This is a genomic window from Akkermansia sp. JRP_AM1, from assembly GCF_049262625.1.
In the GTDB taxonomy this organism is placed as follows: domain Bacteria; phylum Verrucomicrobiota; class Verrucomicrobiia; order Verrucomicrobiales; family Akkermansiaceae; genus Akkermansia; species Akkermansia massiliensis.
On record NZ_CP118234.1, the window covers coordinates 1,277,852 to 1,291,812 of the forward strand.

17 protein-coding genes and 1 pseudogene are annotated in these 13,961 nt (G+C 58.5%); 9 read left to right on the forward strand and 9 right to left on the reverse strand.

From position 1 onward, the window contains the following. Nucleotides 1–6: 6 nt before the first annotated feature. Together PVA48_RS06020 and PVA48_RS06025 are read left to right on the forward strand one after the other, a co-directional pair. Nucleotides 7–201: a hypothetical protein gene (locus tag PVA48_RS06020; RefSeq protein WP_022396437.1), complete on the forward strand. Its 195-nt coding sequence runs from the start codon at nt 7–9 to the stop codon at nt 199–201. Between the two features lie 279 nt (nt 202–480). Next, nucleotides 481–1,137: a thermonuclease family protein gene (locus PVA48_RS06025; protein WP_423232399.1), complete on the forward strand. Its 657-nt coding sequence runs from the start codon at nt 481–483 to the stop codon at nt 1,135–1,137. A 30-nt stretch (nt 1,138–1,167) separates the two neighbouring features. Here the strand turns inward: PVA48_RS06025 and PVA48_RS06030 are convergent, their stop codons facing one another. Continuing rightward, nucleotides 1,168–2,190: an alginate lyase family protein gene (locus PVA48_RS06030; protein WP_102721625.1), complete on the reverse strand. Its 1,023-nt coding sequence runs from the start codon at nt 2,188–2,190 to the stop codon at nt 1,168–1,170. A gap of 193 nt (nt 2,191–2,383) precedes the next feature. Here PVA48_RS06030 and PVA48_RS06035 point away from each other — a divergent pair, with 193 nt between their 5' ends. The 6 genes from PVA48_RS06035 to PVA48_RS06060 are packed head-to-tail and all read left to right on the forward strand — an operon-like array spanning nt 2,384 to nt 5,440. Further along, nucleotides 2,384–2,848: a metal-dependent transcriptional regulator gene (locus tag PVA48_RS06035; protein WP_423232400.1), complete on the forward strand. Its 465-nt coding sequence runs from the start codon at nt 2,384–2,386 to the stop codon at nt 2,846–2,848. After that, nucleotides 2,749–3,039, forward strand: coding sequence for a FeoA family protein (locus PVA48_RS06040; RefSeq protein WP_423232401.1), 291 nt, complete (start codon nt 2,749–2,751; stop codon nt 3,037–3,039). Before PVA48_RS06035 ends, PVA48_RS06040 begins: the two co-directional genes overlap by 100 nt. Before the next feature lie 28 nt (nt 3,040–3,067). Then, a complete protein-coding gene (locus PVA48_RS06045) occupies nt 3,068–3,292 on the forward strand; it encodes a FeoA family protein (RefSeq protein WP_102721624.1) in 225 nt (74 codons plus the stop codon). Beyond that, a complete protein-coding gene (locus PVA48_RS06050) occupies nt 3,289–4,047 on the forward strand; it encodes a FeoB small GTPase domain-containing protein (protein ID WP_423232402.1) in 759 nt (252 codons plus the stop codon). Before PVA48_RS06045 ends, PVA48_RS06050 begins: the two co-directional genes overlap by 4 nt. Continuing rightward, the gene (locus tag PVA48_RS06055; RefSeq protein ID WP_423232500.1) at nt 3,930–4,667 is read left to right on the forward strand and encodes a nucleoside recognition domain-containing protein; all 738 of its coding nucleotides are present in this window, start codon (nt 3,930–3,932) and stop codon (nt 4,665–4,667) included. The genes PVA48_RS06050 and PVA48_RS06055 overlap by 118 nt, the downstream gene beginning before the upstream one ends. Then, nucleotides 4,631–5,440 (forward strand): nucleoside recognition domain-containing protein, encoded by an 810-nt coding sequence (locus PVA48_RS06060; RefSeq protein WP_423232403.1) that lies wholly within the window; start codon nt 4,631–4,633, stop codon nt 5,438–5,440. The genes PVA48_RS06055 and PVA48_RS06060 overlap by 37 nt, the downstream gene beginning before the upstream one ends. Before the next feature lie 144 nt (nt 5,441–5,584). On the opposite strand, the gene PVA48_RS06065 is transcribed toward PVA48_RS06060, so the two are convergent. The 5 genes from PVA48_RS06065 to PVA48_RS06085 form a co-directional block, all read right to left on the reverse strand. Beyond that, complete coding sequence (locus PVA48_RS06065) at nt 5,585–6,484, reverse strand: SDR family oxidoreductase (protein ID WP_218957693.1); 900 nt, start codon at nt 6,482–6,484, stop codon at nt 5,585–5,587. 409 nt (nt 6,485–6,893) lie between these two features. Then, a complete protein-coding gene (locus PVA48_RS06070) occupies nt 6,894–7,460 on the reverse strand; it encodes a chromate transporter (protein WP_102721622.1) in 567 nt (188 codons plus the stop codon). Further along, nucleotides 7,457–8,026, reverse strand: a complete 570-nt coding sequence (locus tag PVA48_RS06075) for a chromate transporter (RefSeq protein ID WP_102727899.1) — start codon at nt 8,024–8,026, stop codon at nt 7,457–7,459. Before PVA48_RS06075 ends, PVA48_RS06070 begins: the two co-directional genes overlap by 4 nt. Before the next feature lie 380 nt (nt 8,027–8,406). Further along, nucleotides 8,407–8,643, reverse strand: a complete 237-nt coding sequence (locus PVA48_RS06080) for a hypothetical protein (protein ID WP_146021054.1) — start codon at nt 8,641–8,643, stop codon at nt 8,407–8,409. A 132-nt stretch (nt 8,644–8,775) separates the two neighbouring features. Continuing rightward, nucleotides 8,776–9,189, reverse strand: a complete 414-nt coding sequence (locus PVA48_RS06085; protein WP_180975125.1) for a hypothetical protein — start codon at nt 9,187–9,189, stop codon at nt 8,776–8,778. A gap of 406 nt (nt 9,190–9,595) precedes the next feature. Here PVA48_RS06085 and PVA48_RS06090 point away from each other — a divergent pair, with 406 nt between their 5' ends. After that, complete coding sequence (locus PVA48_RS06090) at nt 9,596–10,063, forward strand: acyl-CoA thioesterase (protein WP_022396427.1); 468 nt, start codon at nt 9,596–9,598, stop codon at nt 10,061–10,063. Nucleotides 10,064–10,091: 28 nt separating this feature from the next. Here the strand turns inward: PVA48_RS06090 and PVA48_RS06095 are convergent. From PVA48_RS06095 to PVA48_RS06105, 3 genes and pseudogenes are all read right to left on the reverse strand, one after another. Continuing rightward, a pseudogene (locus PVA48_RS06095) lies at nt 10,092–11,499 on the reverse strand (DHA2 family efflux MFS transporter permease subunit). A gap of 115 nt (nt 11,500–11,614) precedes the next feature. Further along, nucleotides 11,615–12,772, reverse strand: coding sequence for an acyltransferase family protein (locus PVA48_RS06100; protein WP_102721617.1), 1,158 nt, complete (start codon nt 12,770–12,772; stop codon nt 11,615–11,617). 264 nt (nt 12,773–13,036) lie between these two features. Further along, nucleotides 13,037–13,927: a hypothetical protein gene (locus PVA48_RS06105; protein WP_102733210.1), complete on the reverse strand. Its 891-nt coding sequence runs from the start codon at nt 13,925–13,927 to the stop codon at nt 13,037–13,039. Nucleotides 13,928–13,961 lie beyond the last annotated feature (34 nt).

Consider the following 13,961-nt stretch of genomic DNA (forward strand, 5'->3'; position numbering starts at 1 on the left):
GAAACCATGAACAAATATGTCACTCAACTGCTGGAAGTCATCCAGAAGAAAACGGGCTGTGACACGAGCGGCGCCGTGCGCTGGCTGGCGGAACAGGCCGGAGTATCCGAAAGAACAGCCTGGAACTGGAAACAGCAGGAAAAGTTGAGGAAGGCAACGGAAAAGAACCTCGGCAGAATTGCCGAGGAATTGAAGAAGTGAACAGGGTTCCGTGTTTCATCCTGCTGAATGCCGCTGGGCATCCGGTTCCATGCTGGACGCGCGGTTTTCGCAAGCGGTTTCATGGGTAACTGCATGAAACTTCCTGTTATCCTTAAGCCGGCAGCGGAATGCAGGCTTTTCCGCGCGGAGCAGTGATGCAGTCTGGCCTATCAATGCTCCGGCCAGGTTCGGAATAGGTTCAGGGATTGCGGTGTGGTGTGCCGGGAAGCGCAATGAACGTTCTGGAACCTCATGTTCCAACGGTGCTGCCATGGATGTTTGTTTTCATTTGCGGCCGACCGGCCGGTGCGGGAAAGACTTTCTCCAAAGAATGATTGCTTGTTGCAATTTTTTGAATTATATCATTTTTTTATGAGATGGCTACTGGTTTTCCTGATGAGCTCTTGCATGGCTTTTGGTGAAAGTATCAGGGGAGTTGTGATTAACGTGATTGACGGCGATACCATTACTCTCCTGGAAAAAACGCCCGAACAGAAGCGGACCTACCGGATACGGCTTGAAGGAATTGATACGCCGGAAAGGGGGCAAAACGGGTATGAAGGAGCCAAGGAGTATCTGGAAAAGCTGATTTGGGGAGAGACGGTTACAGTCAAGTACAGCCAGCATGACAGGTACGGCCGTATTTTGGGGGAAGTCTGGTATGGAAAGGTGTTCGTCAATGAGGAGTTGGTGAAGGATGGATGGGCGTGGATTTATAAAATTTTTCCGCCAGCCGGAAACTCGCTTCCCTTGAAGCGGAGGCCAGGAAGTCCAAAAAAGGCCTTTGGGCGGAGCCGAATCCCATCCCGCCGTGGGAATGGAAAGCCGCGAAGAGAAGGGAAGATGCCGCCGGAATGTTCCTTACTGAACAGGTTTCCCGGGAAAACGTCTCTTTCCGGGTGCCGTGATGCTGCCGAACAAGGGGTTTTCCAATGAATCAAAGGCAATTTTAATAGCTGCCGTTGTTCAAGGGCGGTCCTGTTTTTCCTTATCCGGCCGGGACGGTTCAAAGATGGCGGGAAGCGGGGTTCCTGCCCTGGAGCCTTTCCAGGGCCACGCTTCCGGATGGGTACGGAACGGCAGGAGATAGTCCGCAGCTTTCTGGATGGAAGCCCCGGCGGCCGTTTTCCGGTAACGGTAGTTTTTATCTCCCATGCGTTCCGCAATTTGCACGAGGTAGCCCCAGGCCTGAAGGGTGTAAACACTGTATTGCCATGGTTCCGCCCGCTTGAGTTCTTCCGGCTGGGAACCGTCGGGGGCAATGTGGCGGTCCATGTTGGCGAAGGCTTCCGCCAGCCATTGGCGCGCTTCGTTGTCGCGGCCCAGAAAGTGAGCCAGATGGGCGCATTGCGCCACATAGAACAGGTAATGGTTGTTGCTGCGCGTATGCGCATGCCTGCCCTGCCTGCTGGTGGCCAGCCATGCGTAGTACTGGTTCAGCCACGCGTCCACCCGCTTCCATTCCTCTTTTGTCAAGGCCCCGGAGCGTTTCAACGCCGCCAGGGCATCCAGAAAATCGGGCATGCGGTAAAGGTCTATGATGCCGCCTCCGTCGCCTTCCGTCCGGTGTCCGGGGCGGATCTGGGCGTATTTCAGGTGGGGCTGCATGCGGGTTGCCGGAGCAATGAACCAGGCTCTCAGCCATTCCCCGGCACGAGAAGCGGCTCGCGGGTCCCTGTTGAGTTCGTACTGGCGTCCCAGGCTGCAAACCGTACCGATAAAAGCGGCCATCTTGCCGCTGTCGTCCATGCTGCGGAGCCGTTGGTTCTTTTTGCCGTCAATGGGCTTGTAGGGGCCTTCCGGATTGGCGGGGTCAGGCCAGTAGTAGAGGGCATAGCTGACGTATTCATTAGCCTGCGCCTTTTCTCCGAACAGGCTTTTTTTCTCTCCAAGGGTGATGACGGGAGCATCCAGCGGGCCGCCATGCGCCGTGGGAAGGAGCAGGGCCGTTAAAAGAAGAAAAGACAGAGCAGTGCCGCCGAAGGACATGCCTTATTCAAGCAGGAACTTTCTGCGGGGACAACCGGGAAATGAAGGAATGCGCCTAATTCCTTTTCAAAGCCGTTCCCTGCCGTTTGCGTAATGGAAAAAAATGGCTCTGCTGACACGGGAGAGGCTTTTTTGTTTGAGCGAAATATCATTTTGTTAGGTATACCTTATAACGAAGGAGATCATCAGAGCCATGACCAGCAGCCGTGAAGATTATTTGAAAGCGATCGCCGAGCTCCAGCGGAGCAGGGAGAGGGTCGGCAACAGGCATATTGCTGATTATCTGGGCGTTTCTGCCGCTTCCGTCAGCGAGATTATCCGGAAGATGGAGAAGGAAGGCCTGGTGGAGAGCATGGAAAGACGCTCCATCCGCCTGACGCGGAAGGGAGAGGAAGCCGCCATGCAGCTGGTGCGCATTCACCGGCTGTGGGAGGTTTTCCTGGTGGAACATCTCGGGTATTCGTGGGGGGACGTTCATGAAGAGGCGGAGAAGCTGGAACATGCGGCTTCCCCCCGCTTGATGGAAAAACTGGACCGTTTTCTCGGTTATCCGGAGATGTGCCCCCACGGAAGGAGGATTCCGGGAGGGAGGACGGGCCGCTGCCGGAAGGGCCGCTTTCCCGCCTGTCCGACATCCCGGCAGGGATTCCGGCCGTAATCAGGCGCGTTCCCGAATCGAAAGAGCTGCTGGAGCTTCTCACCTCCCTGGGCATTCATCTTCATGAAACGGTAGCCCTGATGGAGGCGGAAGCGCACAGCGGAGCGTTTCTGGTGAAGGCGGAAGAAGGACAGCGGCTGGAATTGCCTGCCGCCGCCGCTGACGCCATCCTCGTGGAAGTTTCTGCATGAACAATTAATGGAAAGGAGAAAACTAACAATGACATTGAACCAGTTGCCTGAAGGGGAGACCGCCAGGATTGAGTCTCTCGGGATGGAAGGCCGTTTGAGACGGCGGTTGATGGATATAGGCATGATTCCCGGCACCCGGGTGGAATGCCTGGAACGGGGGCCGTTCGGAGACCCCGTCGCTTTTCTTGTGCGCGGAACGGTCATGGCGTTCAGGTCTTCCGATCTGGAAATGATTACCGTTAAGTCCGCGTGAAATCAGCCATGGAAGGAGAACGGGTGAGGCTGGACAGCGGAACGGAGAAGGGCGGATCTTCCGGCGCGGCGGAAGAACGCATGCCCATCGTGGCCCTGGCGGGCGCTCCCAACGTGGGAAAGAGCACGGTGTTCAATGCGCTGACGGGGCTGAGGCAGCATACCGGGAACTGGCCCGGCAAGACGGTCGTCCGCGCGGAAGGCATTGTGGGGCGCGGTCCCCGGGAGTACCTTTTGGTGGATACGCCGGGCACGTATTCCCTGCTGGCCTGTTCTTCGGATGAAGAGGCGGCACGGGATTTCATTTGTTTCGGTGACGCGGATGCCGTCATTGTCGTCTGTTCCGCCACCAATCTGGAACGGGATTTGAACCTGGCCCTCCAGGTGATGGAAACGACGGGAAATGTAGTGGTCTGCGTCAATTTAATGGATGAGGCCCGGCGGAAGGGCATCCGCATCGACTGCCCGCTTTTGGAAAAACGCCTGGGAGTTCCCGTGGTTCCGGCATCGGCGGCGAAAGGTGAAGGCCTGGACGTTCTGGCTGATACGGTGCAGCGGATGGCGTGGTCCGGAGAGAGGCGGCCCCCCTCCGGCTGCCCTATGGGGAGCACGTGGAACCGTGGCTGGCGCGTTTGGAAATGTTGGCCGGGCGTCTTCCGTGGCGCGGTTTGTCGCCCCGCTGGGCAGCCGTCAAGCTGCTGGAAGGGGACGAGGGAACGTTGCGGCTTCTGGAGCAGTACGCGGGAACCGGTTTGAGAGAGGAGAAGGAGGTGCAGGAGATTCTCCGTGAGGCCGCCGCCGCGGAGGCCGGTTCTTCAGGCAGTTCTTTTGGCGACCGCGTGGCGGCGGTATTCGTGGAACAGGCGGAACGCCTGTGCAGGGGAGTGGTCGCTTTGCCGGACGGAGGGGGGCTGGGGCGCGACAGGCGCATCGACAAGGTGCTGATGGGGCGGTGGACGGCTTATCCCCTGATGTTCGCCCTGATGGTGCTGATTTTCTGGATCACCATCGTGGGGGCGAATTATCCTTCCCAATGGCTGGCCGACCTGCTTGGAAAAGGCCAGGAGGCGCTGACGGACCTGTTCCGCCTGGCGCATGCTCCGGAATGGCTGCACGGCGTGCTGGTGCTGGGCGTTTACCGCGTGGTGGCGTGGGTCGTGTCCGTCATGCTGCCGCCCATGGCCATCTTTTTCCCCCTCTTCACGCTGCTGGAGGATTCCGGTTATCTGCCCCGCGTGGCGTTCAACATGGACAAGGTGTTCCAGAAGTGCTGCGGCTGCGGCAAGCAGGCGCTGACCATGTGCATGGGGTTCGGCTGCAATGCCGCGGGCATCACCGGATGCCGGATTATCGATTCCCCCGGGAACGGCTCGTAGCCATTTTGACGAATAATTTCGTCCCCTGCAACGGCAGGTTCCCGACGCTGATTGCCCTCATGACCATGTTTTTTGCGGGGACGGTGGCGTCCGGGTTGCAGCCGCTGGCTTCCGTGGCGGGCCTGGTGCTGCTGATCGGGTTGGGCGTGGGAATGACGTTTGCGATAACGGCCCTCCTGTCCCATACGATTCTCAAGGGAACTCCGTCTTCCTTTACCCTGGAACTGCCCCCCTACCGCAAGCCCCAGATCGGCCGCGTGATCGTCCGCTCCTTTCTGGACAGAACCCTGGCGGTCCTGTGGCGCGCGGTAATGGTGGCGGCTCCGGCGGGAATCGTCATCTGGCTGATGGCGAATATCCGCGTTGGAGACTCCAGCCTGCTTGTCCACGGCACGCAGTGGCTGGACCCCGCCGGGCGGCTGATGGGTCTGGACGGCGTGATCCTGATGGCGTTCATCCTCGGCATTCCGGCCAATGAAATCGTTTTCCCCCTCATCATCATGGGTTACCTGGCTTCCGACAACATGATGGACATGGACGATATGAACGAGCTGAAGTCCCTCCTGACCAATAACGGTTGGACCTGGGTGACGGCGTTGTGCACCATGCTGTTTTCCCTGATGCACTGGCCGTGTTCAACGGCTCTTCTCACCGTCCGCAAGGAGACGGGCAAATGGAAGTGGGCTGTTCTTGCCTTCGCCATTCCGACGGCCTGCGGCGTCGTGATGTGCCTTCTGGTGGCGGGAACGGCGCGCCTGCTGGGGTTTGCCTGACGGATGAATGGAGTTCATGCTTCCGCGGAGGGATGAAGGCGGCAAAAGTTTCCCTTTCCGGGAGTCCGGAAAGGGAACGGGCCATGGTTCCGGGTTTGCCGGGCAGGCAGCATGAAGCCTTTTCCCGGGCCGCGGATTTCCGTATCAGGCCAGATGCATGCCGCCGGTGACGCCGAAGACTTCCGCAGTGATGAAGCTGGATTCCTGGGAGGCGAGGAAGACGTACAGGCCGGAGAGCTCCACGGGCTGTCCGGCCCGCTTGAGGGGCGTTTTCTGCCCGAATTCCGGCAGGTCCTTCTGCAACTGGCCTCCGGTCACTTGCAGAGCCGTCCAGATGGGGCCGGGAGCTACCACGTTCACCCGGATGCCCTTGGAGGCTACCTGCTTGGCCAGGGCGCGGCTGAAGGCGATGATGGCCGCTTTCGTGGAGGCATAGTCCACCAGGTTCTTGCCGGGCTGGTAGGCCTGGATGGAAGAACACGTGATGATGCTCGCTCCCGGCTTGAGGTGCGGAAGGGCTTCCTTGGCAATCCAGAACAGGGAGAAAACATTCACTTCAAATGTCTTAGTCAATTGCTCCGTGGTAATGTCCTGAATGTCCTCCACCGCTACCTGCTTGCCGGCCACCAGGGCCAGAATGTCCAGGCCGCCAAGTTTTTCCAGAGCGTCCCTGACGAGTTTTTGACAGAAGGCTTCATCGCTGAGGTCGCCCGGCAGCAGAACGGCGTTCCGCCCTTCCTTCCTGATGAGCTCCGCCACTTCCTCGGCATCGCTCTGTTCTTCGGGAAGGTAGTTCAGGGCTACGTCGGCTCCTTCGCGTGCATACGCAATGGCGGCCGCACGGCCTATGCCTGAATCTCCCCCCGTGACCAGGGCCTTCCGTCCACGGAGCTTGCCGCAGCCATGATAGCTTTGTTCTCCGGCGTCCGGCACGGGTTCCATTTCGGACTGGAGCCCGGGAGCTTTCTGCTGCTGTTTTTCATACCCTTCCTGGCGGAATTCGTCGCGCGGGTCCTGCATTTCGTGAATGTCTTTAGTACTCATTTTTTCATCAGTCATGTTTTGGCGTGAAACTGCCGGGAGAAGGAAGGCGCCGCCCGCCATGCGTAAGATAGCTGGCTGCGTCCCTTTCTCCGGTGTTCCGCATTTCCTATCCGTGATGACCGGGATTTGGATGGCCTGTTCAAGGGAAGACATGCTTTTATTTCAGCATGTCATTGATATTCACTTATATAGGATTATTCTGAATGTTATTTCCATTGATCCTGATAGAGCCGTTCATTCACTGGTCTTCCTTGAATCCTGTTGAATTTCTCCAATCCGTTTTCGGGAAAAGCCGCTATATTGTGCTGATTAACCCGCTTGATGATCAAATGATTTGATCCTTTCATCCTATTTGCGCCGAGGGAGGGCGGGAACCTTCCTCCGTTTTTCAGCGCGTCCGCGCCGGATTTCAGGACAGTCCGTAAATGAAGTATCCGGCCACTCCCGTCAGGGTCATCAGCAGGATGGGGTTCATTTTCCATTTCCGCAGGACGAACAGGGCCGCGCCGAACAGGAGAATGCTCGGGAAGTCCACTTCCGCGATGGCGTGCCAGTCAAAGGTGCCGCAGAAGGTCAGCAGCAGGATGGTGCCGCCCGCGGACATGATCAGGCCCACGGAAGCCGCTTTCAGCCCTTCCAGCACCCCGGAAACATAAGCGGATTTTTTATGCCTTTGGAAGAAAAGGTGCAGCAGCAGCGCCGCCGCCACGCCGGGAATGATGCAGCCCAGGGTGGCCGCCACGGCGCCGGGAATGCCGGCGATTTGCAGCCCGACGAAGGTAGAGGTGTTGATGGCCAGAGGGCCTGGCGTCATCTGGGAAATCGTGATGATATCGGTAAAAACCTTCTGGGTAATCCAGCCCTGGTGAATGACCACCTGGTCCCGGATCATCGGGATGACGGCGTAGCCGCCTCCGATGCTGAACGCTCCGATCTGGAGAAAGACGCTGAAAAGCTGCCATAATGCCTGAGTCATCCGGCCCTCCTTCCCAGCGTTTTCCGGACGTGCCACAGGCTCAGGAGGCAGCACACGGCCAGAATGGCGGCGATGTTGGCGTGAAAGGCGAAGCTGGCGAGGAACGCGCCCGGAACCAGCGCGTTCAGCAGGGCGGATTTTCTGCGCAGGATCATCTGCCACATGTCCACGACTATGTCCACAATGAGGGCCGCCACGCCTGCCTGCATTCCCCGGAGGACCGCTTCCACGGCGGGATTGGAACTGAAGGCGTCATACCAGACGGTGATGATGGAAAGAATGACCAGCGGCGGGATGATGGCGCCCAGGCAGCTGCAAATGACTCCGGCCATGCCTGCGGTGCGGTGCCCCGCCAGCGCGGAGAGGTTGACGGCAATGGCTCCGGGCGTGGATTGCGCGATGGCGGCCATGGAGAGAAGCTCCTCTTTGGAAAACAGCCGTTTTTTCCAGACAAAGTATTTATTGATCATCGGCACGACAATGTAGCCGCCCCCGAACGTGAATGCCCCGATAAAGAGGTTGATCCAGAAGAGCCAAAGGCATTTTTTCACTTTTTCTCCGGTCATGGCGTTTAAAGAGGAAGGAATGGCGTTCCGGGTATTCCGCCTTTGCGGGAAATTCGGCAGCCGTTGTCCGGGAAAAGGCGGCTGAACGCCGCGCCGTTCCCGTTTTCCCGGAATAAGGGGTGGAGGGATTCTATCACAGGCGGCGGTGGAAGGCCATGCCATTACATGGATAAAGGGGAGAAAAGAGGTGAAGGTCTGCCTCTTTTATAAGTGGGGGGGACAATTGCGGAGCTTCCCGCGGCGCGCAGCAGGCGGCGGAACAAAAAAAGTCCGGCAGGTTTTACCCTGCCGGATGGCAAAGAATCAAGGGAGCCGGGGAGAAAGCCATCTTTCCCGGCTTGTTTCCAGGCGCAAGAAAAAAGGAATGCAAGAAGCCGGAGTCAGCTTTTTTCCTGTTCCAGCTCCGCTTTCCGGGCCAGGATTTTTTTCATGACGGCGTGGCGGTCTCCTTCCGGGATTTCCACGGGATTGCCGCGGTAGTCACTGGTCATGGCGGCCAGGGCGCCCCCTACATGATGCATGTTGAAAATCGGCAGTTTCCAGGTGGAGGGCTTTTCCGGGTCGGGAACATAGGCGAAGTCGGAAGCGGGATGTTCCTCCCCGTCCACTTTTTTCATTTTGGGTTCATGGTCGCGGTCCATAAGGAATGGACAACCGTCCTTGCGGGCCATTGTAAAAAAGGCCGGGATAAGACGCACAAATTCAACCGTCCGGTGTAAAAGCGGCTTGTCCCGGCGCATTTTTATTTTTTATGGAGCCTTTTGTTCCAGCGGTTTCAGGGGAGCCAGCTTCAGGTTCACCATCCCTCCCGTAAAATAATAGACGGGGGTTTTTCTTCCCGGCACGTCCAAGGGAGCCCTTGCCATTTTGGATTCTCCAAAAAGGGTGTCGTCCACCTCCAATCCGAAGCGCTTGAAGGTTTCCCTGTAGGGGGCGAGCAGTTTTTCCTCCCGTACCAGCCTCACGCAGACGCTCATGTAATGGCCGTCCTTTTTGGAGACACGGCTTTTCCCCTCCCTCGCCAGCTGCTTGAATTTTTCCTGGACGTCCTTTGCCCGTCCCAGGGAAGGCGTGGAAAAGCAAGTGATTTTTTCCAGCGGCATTCCCCTGGCCTGCTGTTCTTCCAGGAATTGCTCCAGGGCCGCCAGGTAATCCTGCAGCATGTAATCTTTGGGATAAGGGAAGGAACTGTCCCGTAACACGCAGGTAGCTTCTCCGCCGGGATGGGTATATTCCCTCAGCGTGAGTTTGAATTGAGGCGCCTTTTTTTCTTTTCCCTCATTTTGAATGGAAGGGGAGGTTCCGGAGTCTGTTGTATCAGCCATGGAAACCGGCACGGCCAGCAGGGAAAGGGAGACGAGGGCAATGGGCGGGGAAGGAGGAATCCGCATGGTTCCTTTTAAACTGATAACACATCTATCGTCAATACTTTATTGTCCTGCGAAAACGTATTCCCCTTTCTTGGAGGAATCCTCCGGGGCTGTCCGCCTTCCGTTTCCGCGTTTTGCTCTTTACAAGAGGGCCGGGATAGATGAGCATGAGCCCGTTAATTTATAATTGTTCTTATTTATGGAAAATACATACCACCATACCCAGCTTCCGGAGGGACGCATTCCCGCCCTGCGCGTGGAACCGATGCCTGCGGACACCAATCAGAGCGGGGAAGTGTTCGGCGGCTGGGTGATGAGCCAGGTGGACCTGGCGGGAGCCAATACGGCCATGCGTTATGCGTTGAGCCGCTACATCGTGACGCGTGCAGTCAGCAGCCTGACGTTTGAAGCTCCCGTGCTGGTGGGCGATGTGGTTTCCTTTTATACGGAGATTATCAAGGTGGGGCGCACCTCCGTCACCGTAAAGGTGGAGGTGTACGCGGAACGCCTGACGAAGCTCTGCAATAATATTGCCAAGATTACGGAGGCGGAGCTGGTTTACGTGGCCCTGGGGGCGGACAAGAAGCCGATTACCCTGGAAGAGTCCCGCGCCCAGTTCGCGCAGTGCTGCTCCCTTGAAACGGGGGACAGCGTTTCCTGTTCCTGAACAGAGGCGGGGGCCGCGTTCCCGCGCGTCAGGCCGCTTTTTTCCGTCTGCGGGTGATGCCCTTGTTTTTATCCACCAGGGCAAAGATGAAGGAGCTGGCCGCGGCAATGGCGCCGATGGTGACGAAGGTGGCGTGGAAGGCGGCTTCCACGGCCTTTCCGGAGGTGGCTGAATGGCCGCCGAAGCTGTCCAGCAGCAGGGAGGCCGCGGCAATGCTGACGGCGATGGAGAGCTGCATGATGGTGGAGAGCAGGGAGTTGCCGCTGCTGGCGTCCGCGTTGGGGAGGTCAATCAGCGTCAGGGTGTTCATGCAGGTGAATTGAATGGAGTTGGCCGCGCCCAGCAGGGCGAGCATGCCCAGCAGGGTGAGTTCGTGGGTGCCGGGGCTGATGAAGTAGAAGGCGGCCAGCAGCGTCCCGATGGTAAAGGTATTGACGACCATGATGTTCCGGTAGCCGAATTTGCCGAGCAGGCGCGGCGCGACCGTTTTTGCCAGCAGGTTGCTCAGCGCCAGGGGAATCAGGGACATGCCGGACTGGAGGGCGGAGTAACCCAGCACCACCTGGAAGAAGAGCGGAATCAGGTACGGCAGGCAGCTTCCCCCAGGCGGCAGACGATGTTGCCGGCGATGCCGATGGCGAAGTTCCTGATGCGGAACAGGGAGGGGCTGAAGATGGGCGCCTTTGAACGGAACGCCAGCACCCAGTACAGGAGCTGGAACACGCCTCCGGAGGACAGGAGCAGGGCCATGCGCGTCTTGTCGGCTGCGCCTCCTGCGGTGGAGAGGCCCATGGTGACCAGCACGGCGGAGGAGGAGAAGAGGAAGAAGCCCGCCCAGTCGAATTTCTGTTCCCGGACCGCTTTAAGGTCCGGCATCAGTTTCCAGGTGGCCCACAGGCCTGCGATGCCCACCGGAATGTTGATCAGGAAGATCCAGTGCCAGGAGGCGTACTGGACGATGATGCCGCCCAGCACCGGCCCCAGGAGAGGCCCCAGCAGCGCCGGAATCGTCACGATGTTCAGAACGTTGACGAACATGGAGCGCGGATAGGAGCGCAGGACGACCAGACGCCCTACGGGCATCAGGAAGGCCCCCCGATTCCCTGGATGACGCGGCACGCCGTCATCATGGCGACGGAGGTGGAGAGGGCGCACAGCAGGGACCCCGCGGAGAAAACGGAGATGGCGAAGAGAAAAGTGCGGCGCGAGCCCAGCTTGTCGGATATCCATCCGGAGGCCGGTATCAGGACGCAGACGGTAAGCATGTAGGCCGTCACCAGGGAGTGAAGCTGCAGCGGGTGGCTGTTGAAGCTGCGGGCGATGGTGGGGATGGCCGTGTTCAGGATGGTGGCATCCAGCATCTGCATGAAGAATGCCGATGCCACAAGAAAGGGCAGGTAGCGCAGCGCTTTGGAGGATGTCGGCAGTTTTTCCATGGAAGACCGCCGCCAGTATCCGGCTGGGCCGCGCCGGGGGCAAGGCAGATGTTTGTCCCGGCGCTCCCGTTGTTTTCCTGGCGCCCCGAACCGCTGTTATGCCCTGGGCTCCGTTTTACGGCCTGGGCTGTTCCGGTGCGCGCCGCGCCAGCACGCGTTTGGAAAGCCATGCGCGCACAGGTTCGTCATAAAGCTTCAGGCACCCGTAGGCCACGGCAATGCAGATGAACAGGACGCCCACCGCCACGGGGAGAGCGCGGGAAAAGGGCACTTCCGCATCGTGCACCCAGGCCAGGTACAGGTAAACGATGGGATAGTGGGTGATGTAAAGGGGGTAGGAGATGTTTCCCAGGAACCGGCTGGCCCGGGAGGAGATGTCGCCTGGGATGTCGCTGGCTCCCAGAAAGACCACCGCGGGGAAGATGACGATGATGCAGAAGGCGTCATACAGGCCGTTCAGGCGGAAGTTTTCCGCCCCGCCCACGTGCGGCATGGCCAGCGCTCCCACCAGAAGCAGGCTGCACCACCAGAAGCCGTGCCTGACCCGGCCGGGCTTGCACAGGCGGAACAGGAGCAGGCCGCCGAAGAAGGGGAACATGAGCCGCGTCAATCCCACGCGGCACTGTTCCACGTCCAGCGTCCAGCCGCCGATGTTGTTGCCCTGCGTGTAGCACTGGTGGATGAGGGCGCAGGCCGCCAGGAAGACCAGGACCGCCAGCCACCGGCTGGTGAATTTCCTGATGAGCACGGCGTAAAGGATGTTGGCGATGTATTCGAAGAAGAGGGACCAGGCCGGACCGTTCAGCGGGTGCATTTCCGTCCATCCGCGAATATCCAGGGAAACGGGGACGGGCAGCAGCGTGAACCCCACGGTCATGACCAGCAGCATTTTCCATACAGGGGTCTGTGCGATGTTCGGGAAGATTTCAGACCCCTGGAAGTAAAAGAGGGCTCCACCCAGCAGCATCCCCATGACCACCATGGGTTGAAGGCGCACCAGCCGCCGCTTGCAGAAATTCCACAGGCTCATCTTTCCCCAGCGGTCGTCATAGGCATACCCGATGACGAAGCCGGACAGCATGAAGAAGAAGTCCACGGACAGATAGCCGTGGTTGATGATCTGGTCCGTGTGGAATTGGAAGTCCCTGGCGCTTCCTTCAAACATGTGGAACAGGACCACCATGACGGCGGCTACGCCGCGCAGGCCGTCCAGGGCGGCATAATGCGGTTTGGGAGCCAGAACGGAGGGAGAGAGAGGGGCCGGAGTGCTCATGGTATAAGTACGGCGAAAAGTGATTGTGCTTACAGAAAAAGGGGCGATGCGTATTTTACGTGCGCGGCCGCGGAACCCCGGAACGGGTTTTTCCGCAGGGAAAGTCCCGGTACAGGCTGGTACTGAGACGGCTTGCCCGGCGGACAGGCAAGCCGTTTCCTATCTTCCACAGACGGCGTGAGACGTAAAGAAAAATGATGAAGGCTGTTCCTTCTCCCTTTTTCCTTTAAAGAGCCGGATTCCGGAGGAAAAGAGGCCCGGCGCCTACGGCGCGGGGGCAAGTACAATGGACTTTGTTTCCGCGCCGCTGGTGATTCCCTTGACGGTCAGGGTGCATTTTCCCGGCGGCAGGGTAAGGACGCCGGGGGAGTGCTTTACGAACCGGGACCATCCGCCGGTTCCCGGAAAAGTGAATTCCGTCAGCTTGTCATTGATGGAATAACCCAGCTTGAACAGGGTGGAGGCGGGATCGGCAATGGCATAATCCGTCGTTACCGTATAGGTTCCTCCGTTTTTGGTGAAGATTTCCCAGCTGACGGAGCTGAAGTGGGACAGGATGTTGAATTTTCCCGCATCTTTTGCCAGGGCATGCGTGATGAGGCAGTTTTCAGGCGAGAGCGTGATTTTGCCGCTGGCCGCCGGCTGGACTACCGGGAAGATAGAGGCGGGAATGAGCCGGATATAGCGGATGTAAATGCCGTCCCTCCCTTTTTTCTTGAGCGTAAAGGTTTGTTTTCCCTTAACCAGGTTCATGCGGCCCAGATGGTAGATTCCCCCATCGGCCTCACCGCCGCCGGAAGTGGGCACATTCCACAGGAAGGGGGCGCTGTCGCCGCATTTCAGTTCATAGCGGGCGGAAGCGGTAGCCGTCCAGGGGAACGTGTACCAGGCTTCAAGGATGTATTCCCCGTCTTGGGCGACGTTGATTTCCCAGCTTGCGCCGGAGTCTTTTTCCGCCATGCCGGCGATGAATTTGACGGACCGTATTTTTGCCAGCTTGCTTTTGGAAAGTTCCGCATTTTCAGCCTTCATCAGGACGGTCTTCCCCTGAATGGCGCCGGAGGCTGCCGTTTTAATCAGTCCGTCCGCCGGGAATTTGGCCTGGACGGCTGCGCAGAGCAGGAGGGAGGCATTCAGCATTAAGAGCAGTTTCATGTTGGATATGGATGGTTGGAGTTGAAAGACAGAT

What these genes read in the sequence shown, in the direction of transcription:
- PVA48_RS06020 (WP_022396437.1), top strand. Translation starts at nt 7, where the DNA reads ATGAACAAATATGTCACTCAACTGCTGGAAGTCATCCAGAAGAAAACG.
- PVA48_RS06030 (WP_102721625.1), bottom strand. Translation starts at nt 2,190, where the DNA reads ATGTCCTTCGGCGGCACTGCTCTGTCTTTTCTTCTTTTAACGGCCCTG.
- PVA48_RS06035 (WP_423232400.1), top strand. Translation starts at nt 2,384, where the DNA reads ATGACCAGCAGCCGTGAAGATTATTTGAAAGCGATCGCCGAGCTCCAG.
- PVA48_RS06045 (WP_102721624.1), top strand. Translation starts at nt 3,068, where the DNA reads ATGACATTGAACCAGTTGCCTGAAGGGGAGACCGCCAGGATTGAGTCT.
- PVA48_RS06055 (WP_423232500.1), top strand. Translation starts at nt 3,930, where the DNA reads ATGTTGGCCGGGCGTCTTCCGTGGCGCGGTTTGTCGCCCCGCTGGGCA.
- PVA48_RS06060 (WP_423232403.1), top strand. Translation starts at nt 4,631, where the DNA reads ATGCCGGATTATCGATTCCCCCGGGAACGGCTCGTAGCCATTTTGACG.
- PVA48_RS06065 (WP_218957693.1), bottom strand. Translation starts at nt 6,484, where the DNA reads ATGAGTACTAAAGACATTCACGAAATGCAGGACCCGCGCGACGAATTC.
- PVA48_RS06070 (WP_102721622.1), bottom strand. Translation starts at nt 7,460, where the DNA reads ATGACTCAGGCATTATGGCAGCTTTTCAGCGTCTTTCTCCAGATCGGA.
- PVA48_RS06075 (WP_102727899.1), bottom strand. Translation starts at nt 8,026, where the DNA reads ATGACCGGAGAAAAAGTGAAAAAATGCCTTTGGCTCTTCTGGATCAAC.
- PVA48_RS06080 (WP_146021054.1), bottom strand. Translation starts at nt 8,643, where the DNA reads ATGAAAAAAGTGGACGGGGAGGAACATCCCGCTTCCGACTTCGCCTAT.
- PVA48_RS06085 (WP_180975125.1), bottom strand. Translation starts at nt 9,189, where the DNA reads ATGCTGCAGGATTACCTGGCGGCCCTGGAGCAATTCCTGGAAGAACAG.
- PVA48_RS06090 (WP_022396427.1), top strand. Translation starts at nt 9,596, where the DNA reads ATGGAAAATACATACCACCATACCCAGCTTCCGGAGGGACGCATTCCC.
- PVA48_RS06100 (WP_102721617.1), bottom strand. Translation starts at nt 12,772, where the DNA reads ATGAGCACTCCGGCCCCTCTCTCTCCCTCCGTTCTGGCTCCCAAACCG.
- PVA48_RS06105 (WP_102733210.1), bottom strand. Translation starts at nt 13,927, where the DNA reads ATGAAACTGCTCTTAATGCTGAATGCCTCCCTCCTGCTCTGCGCAGCC.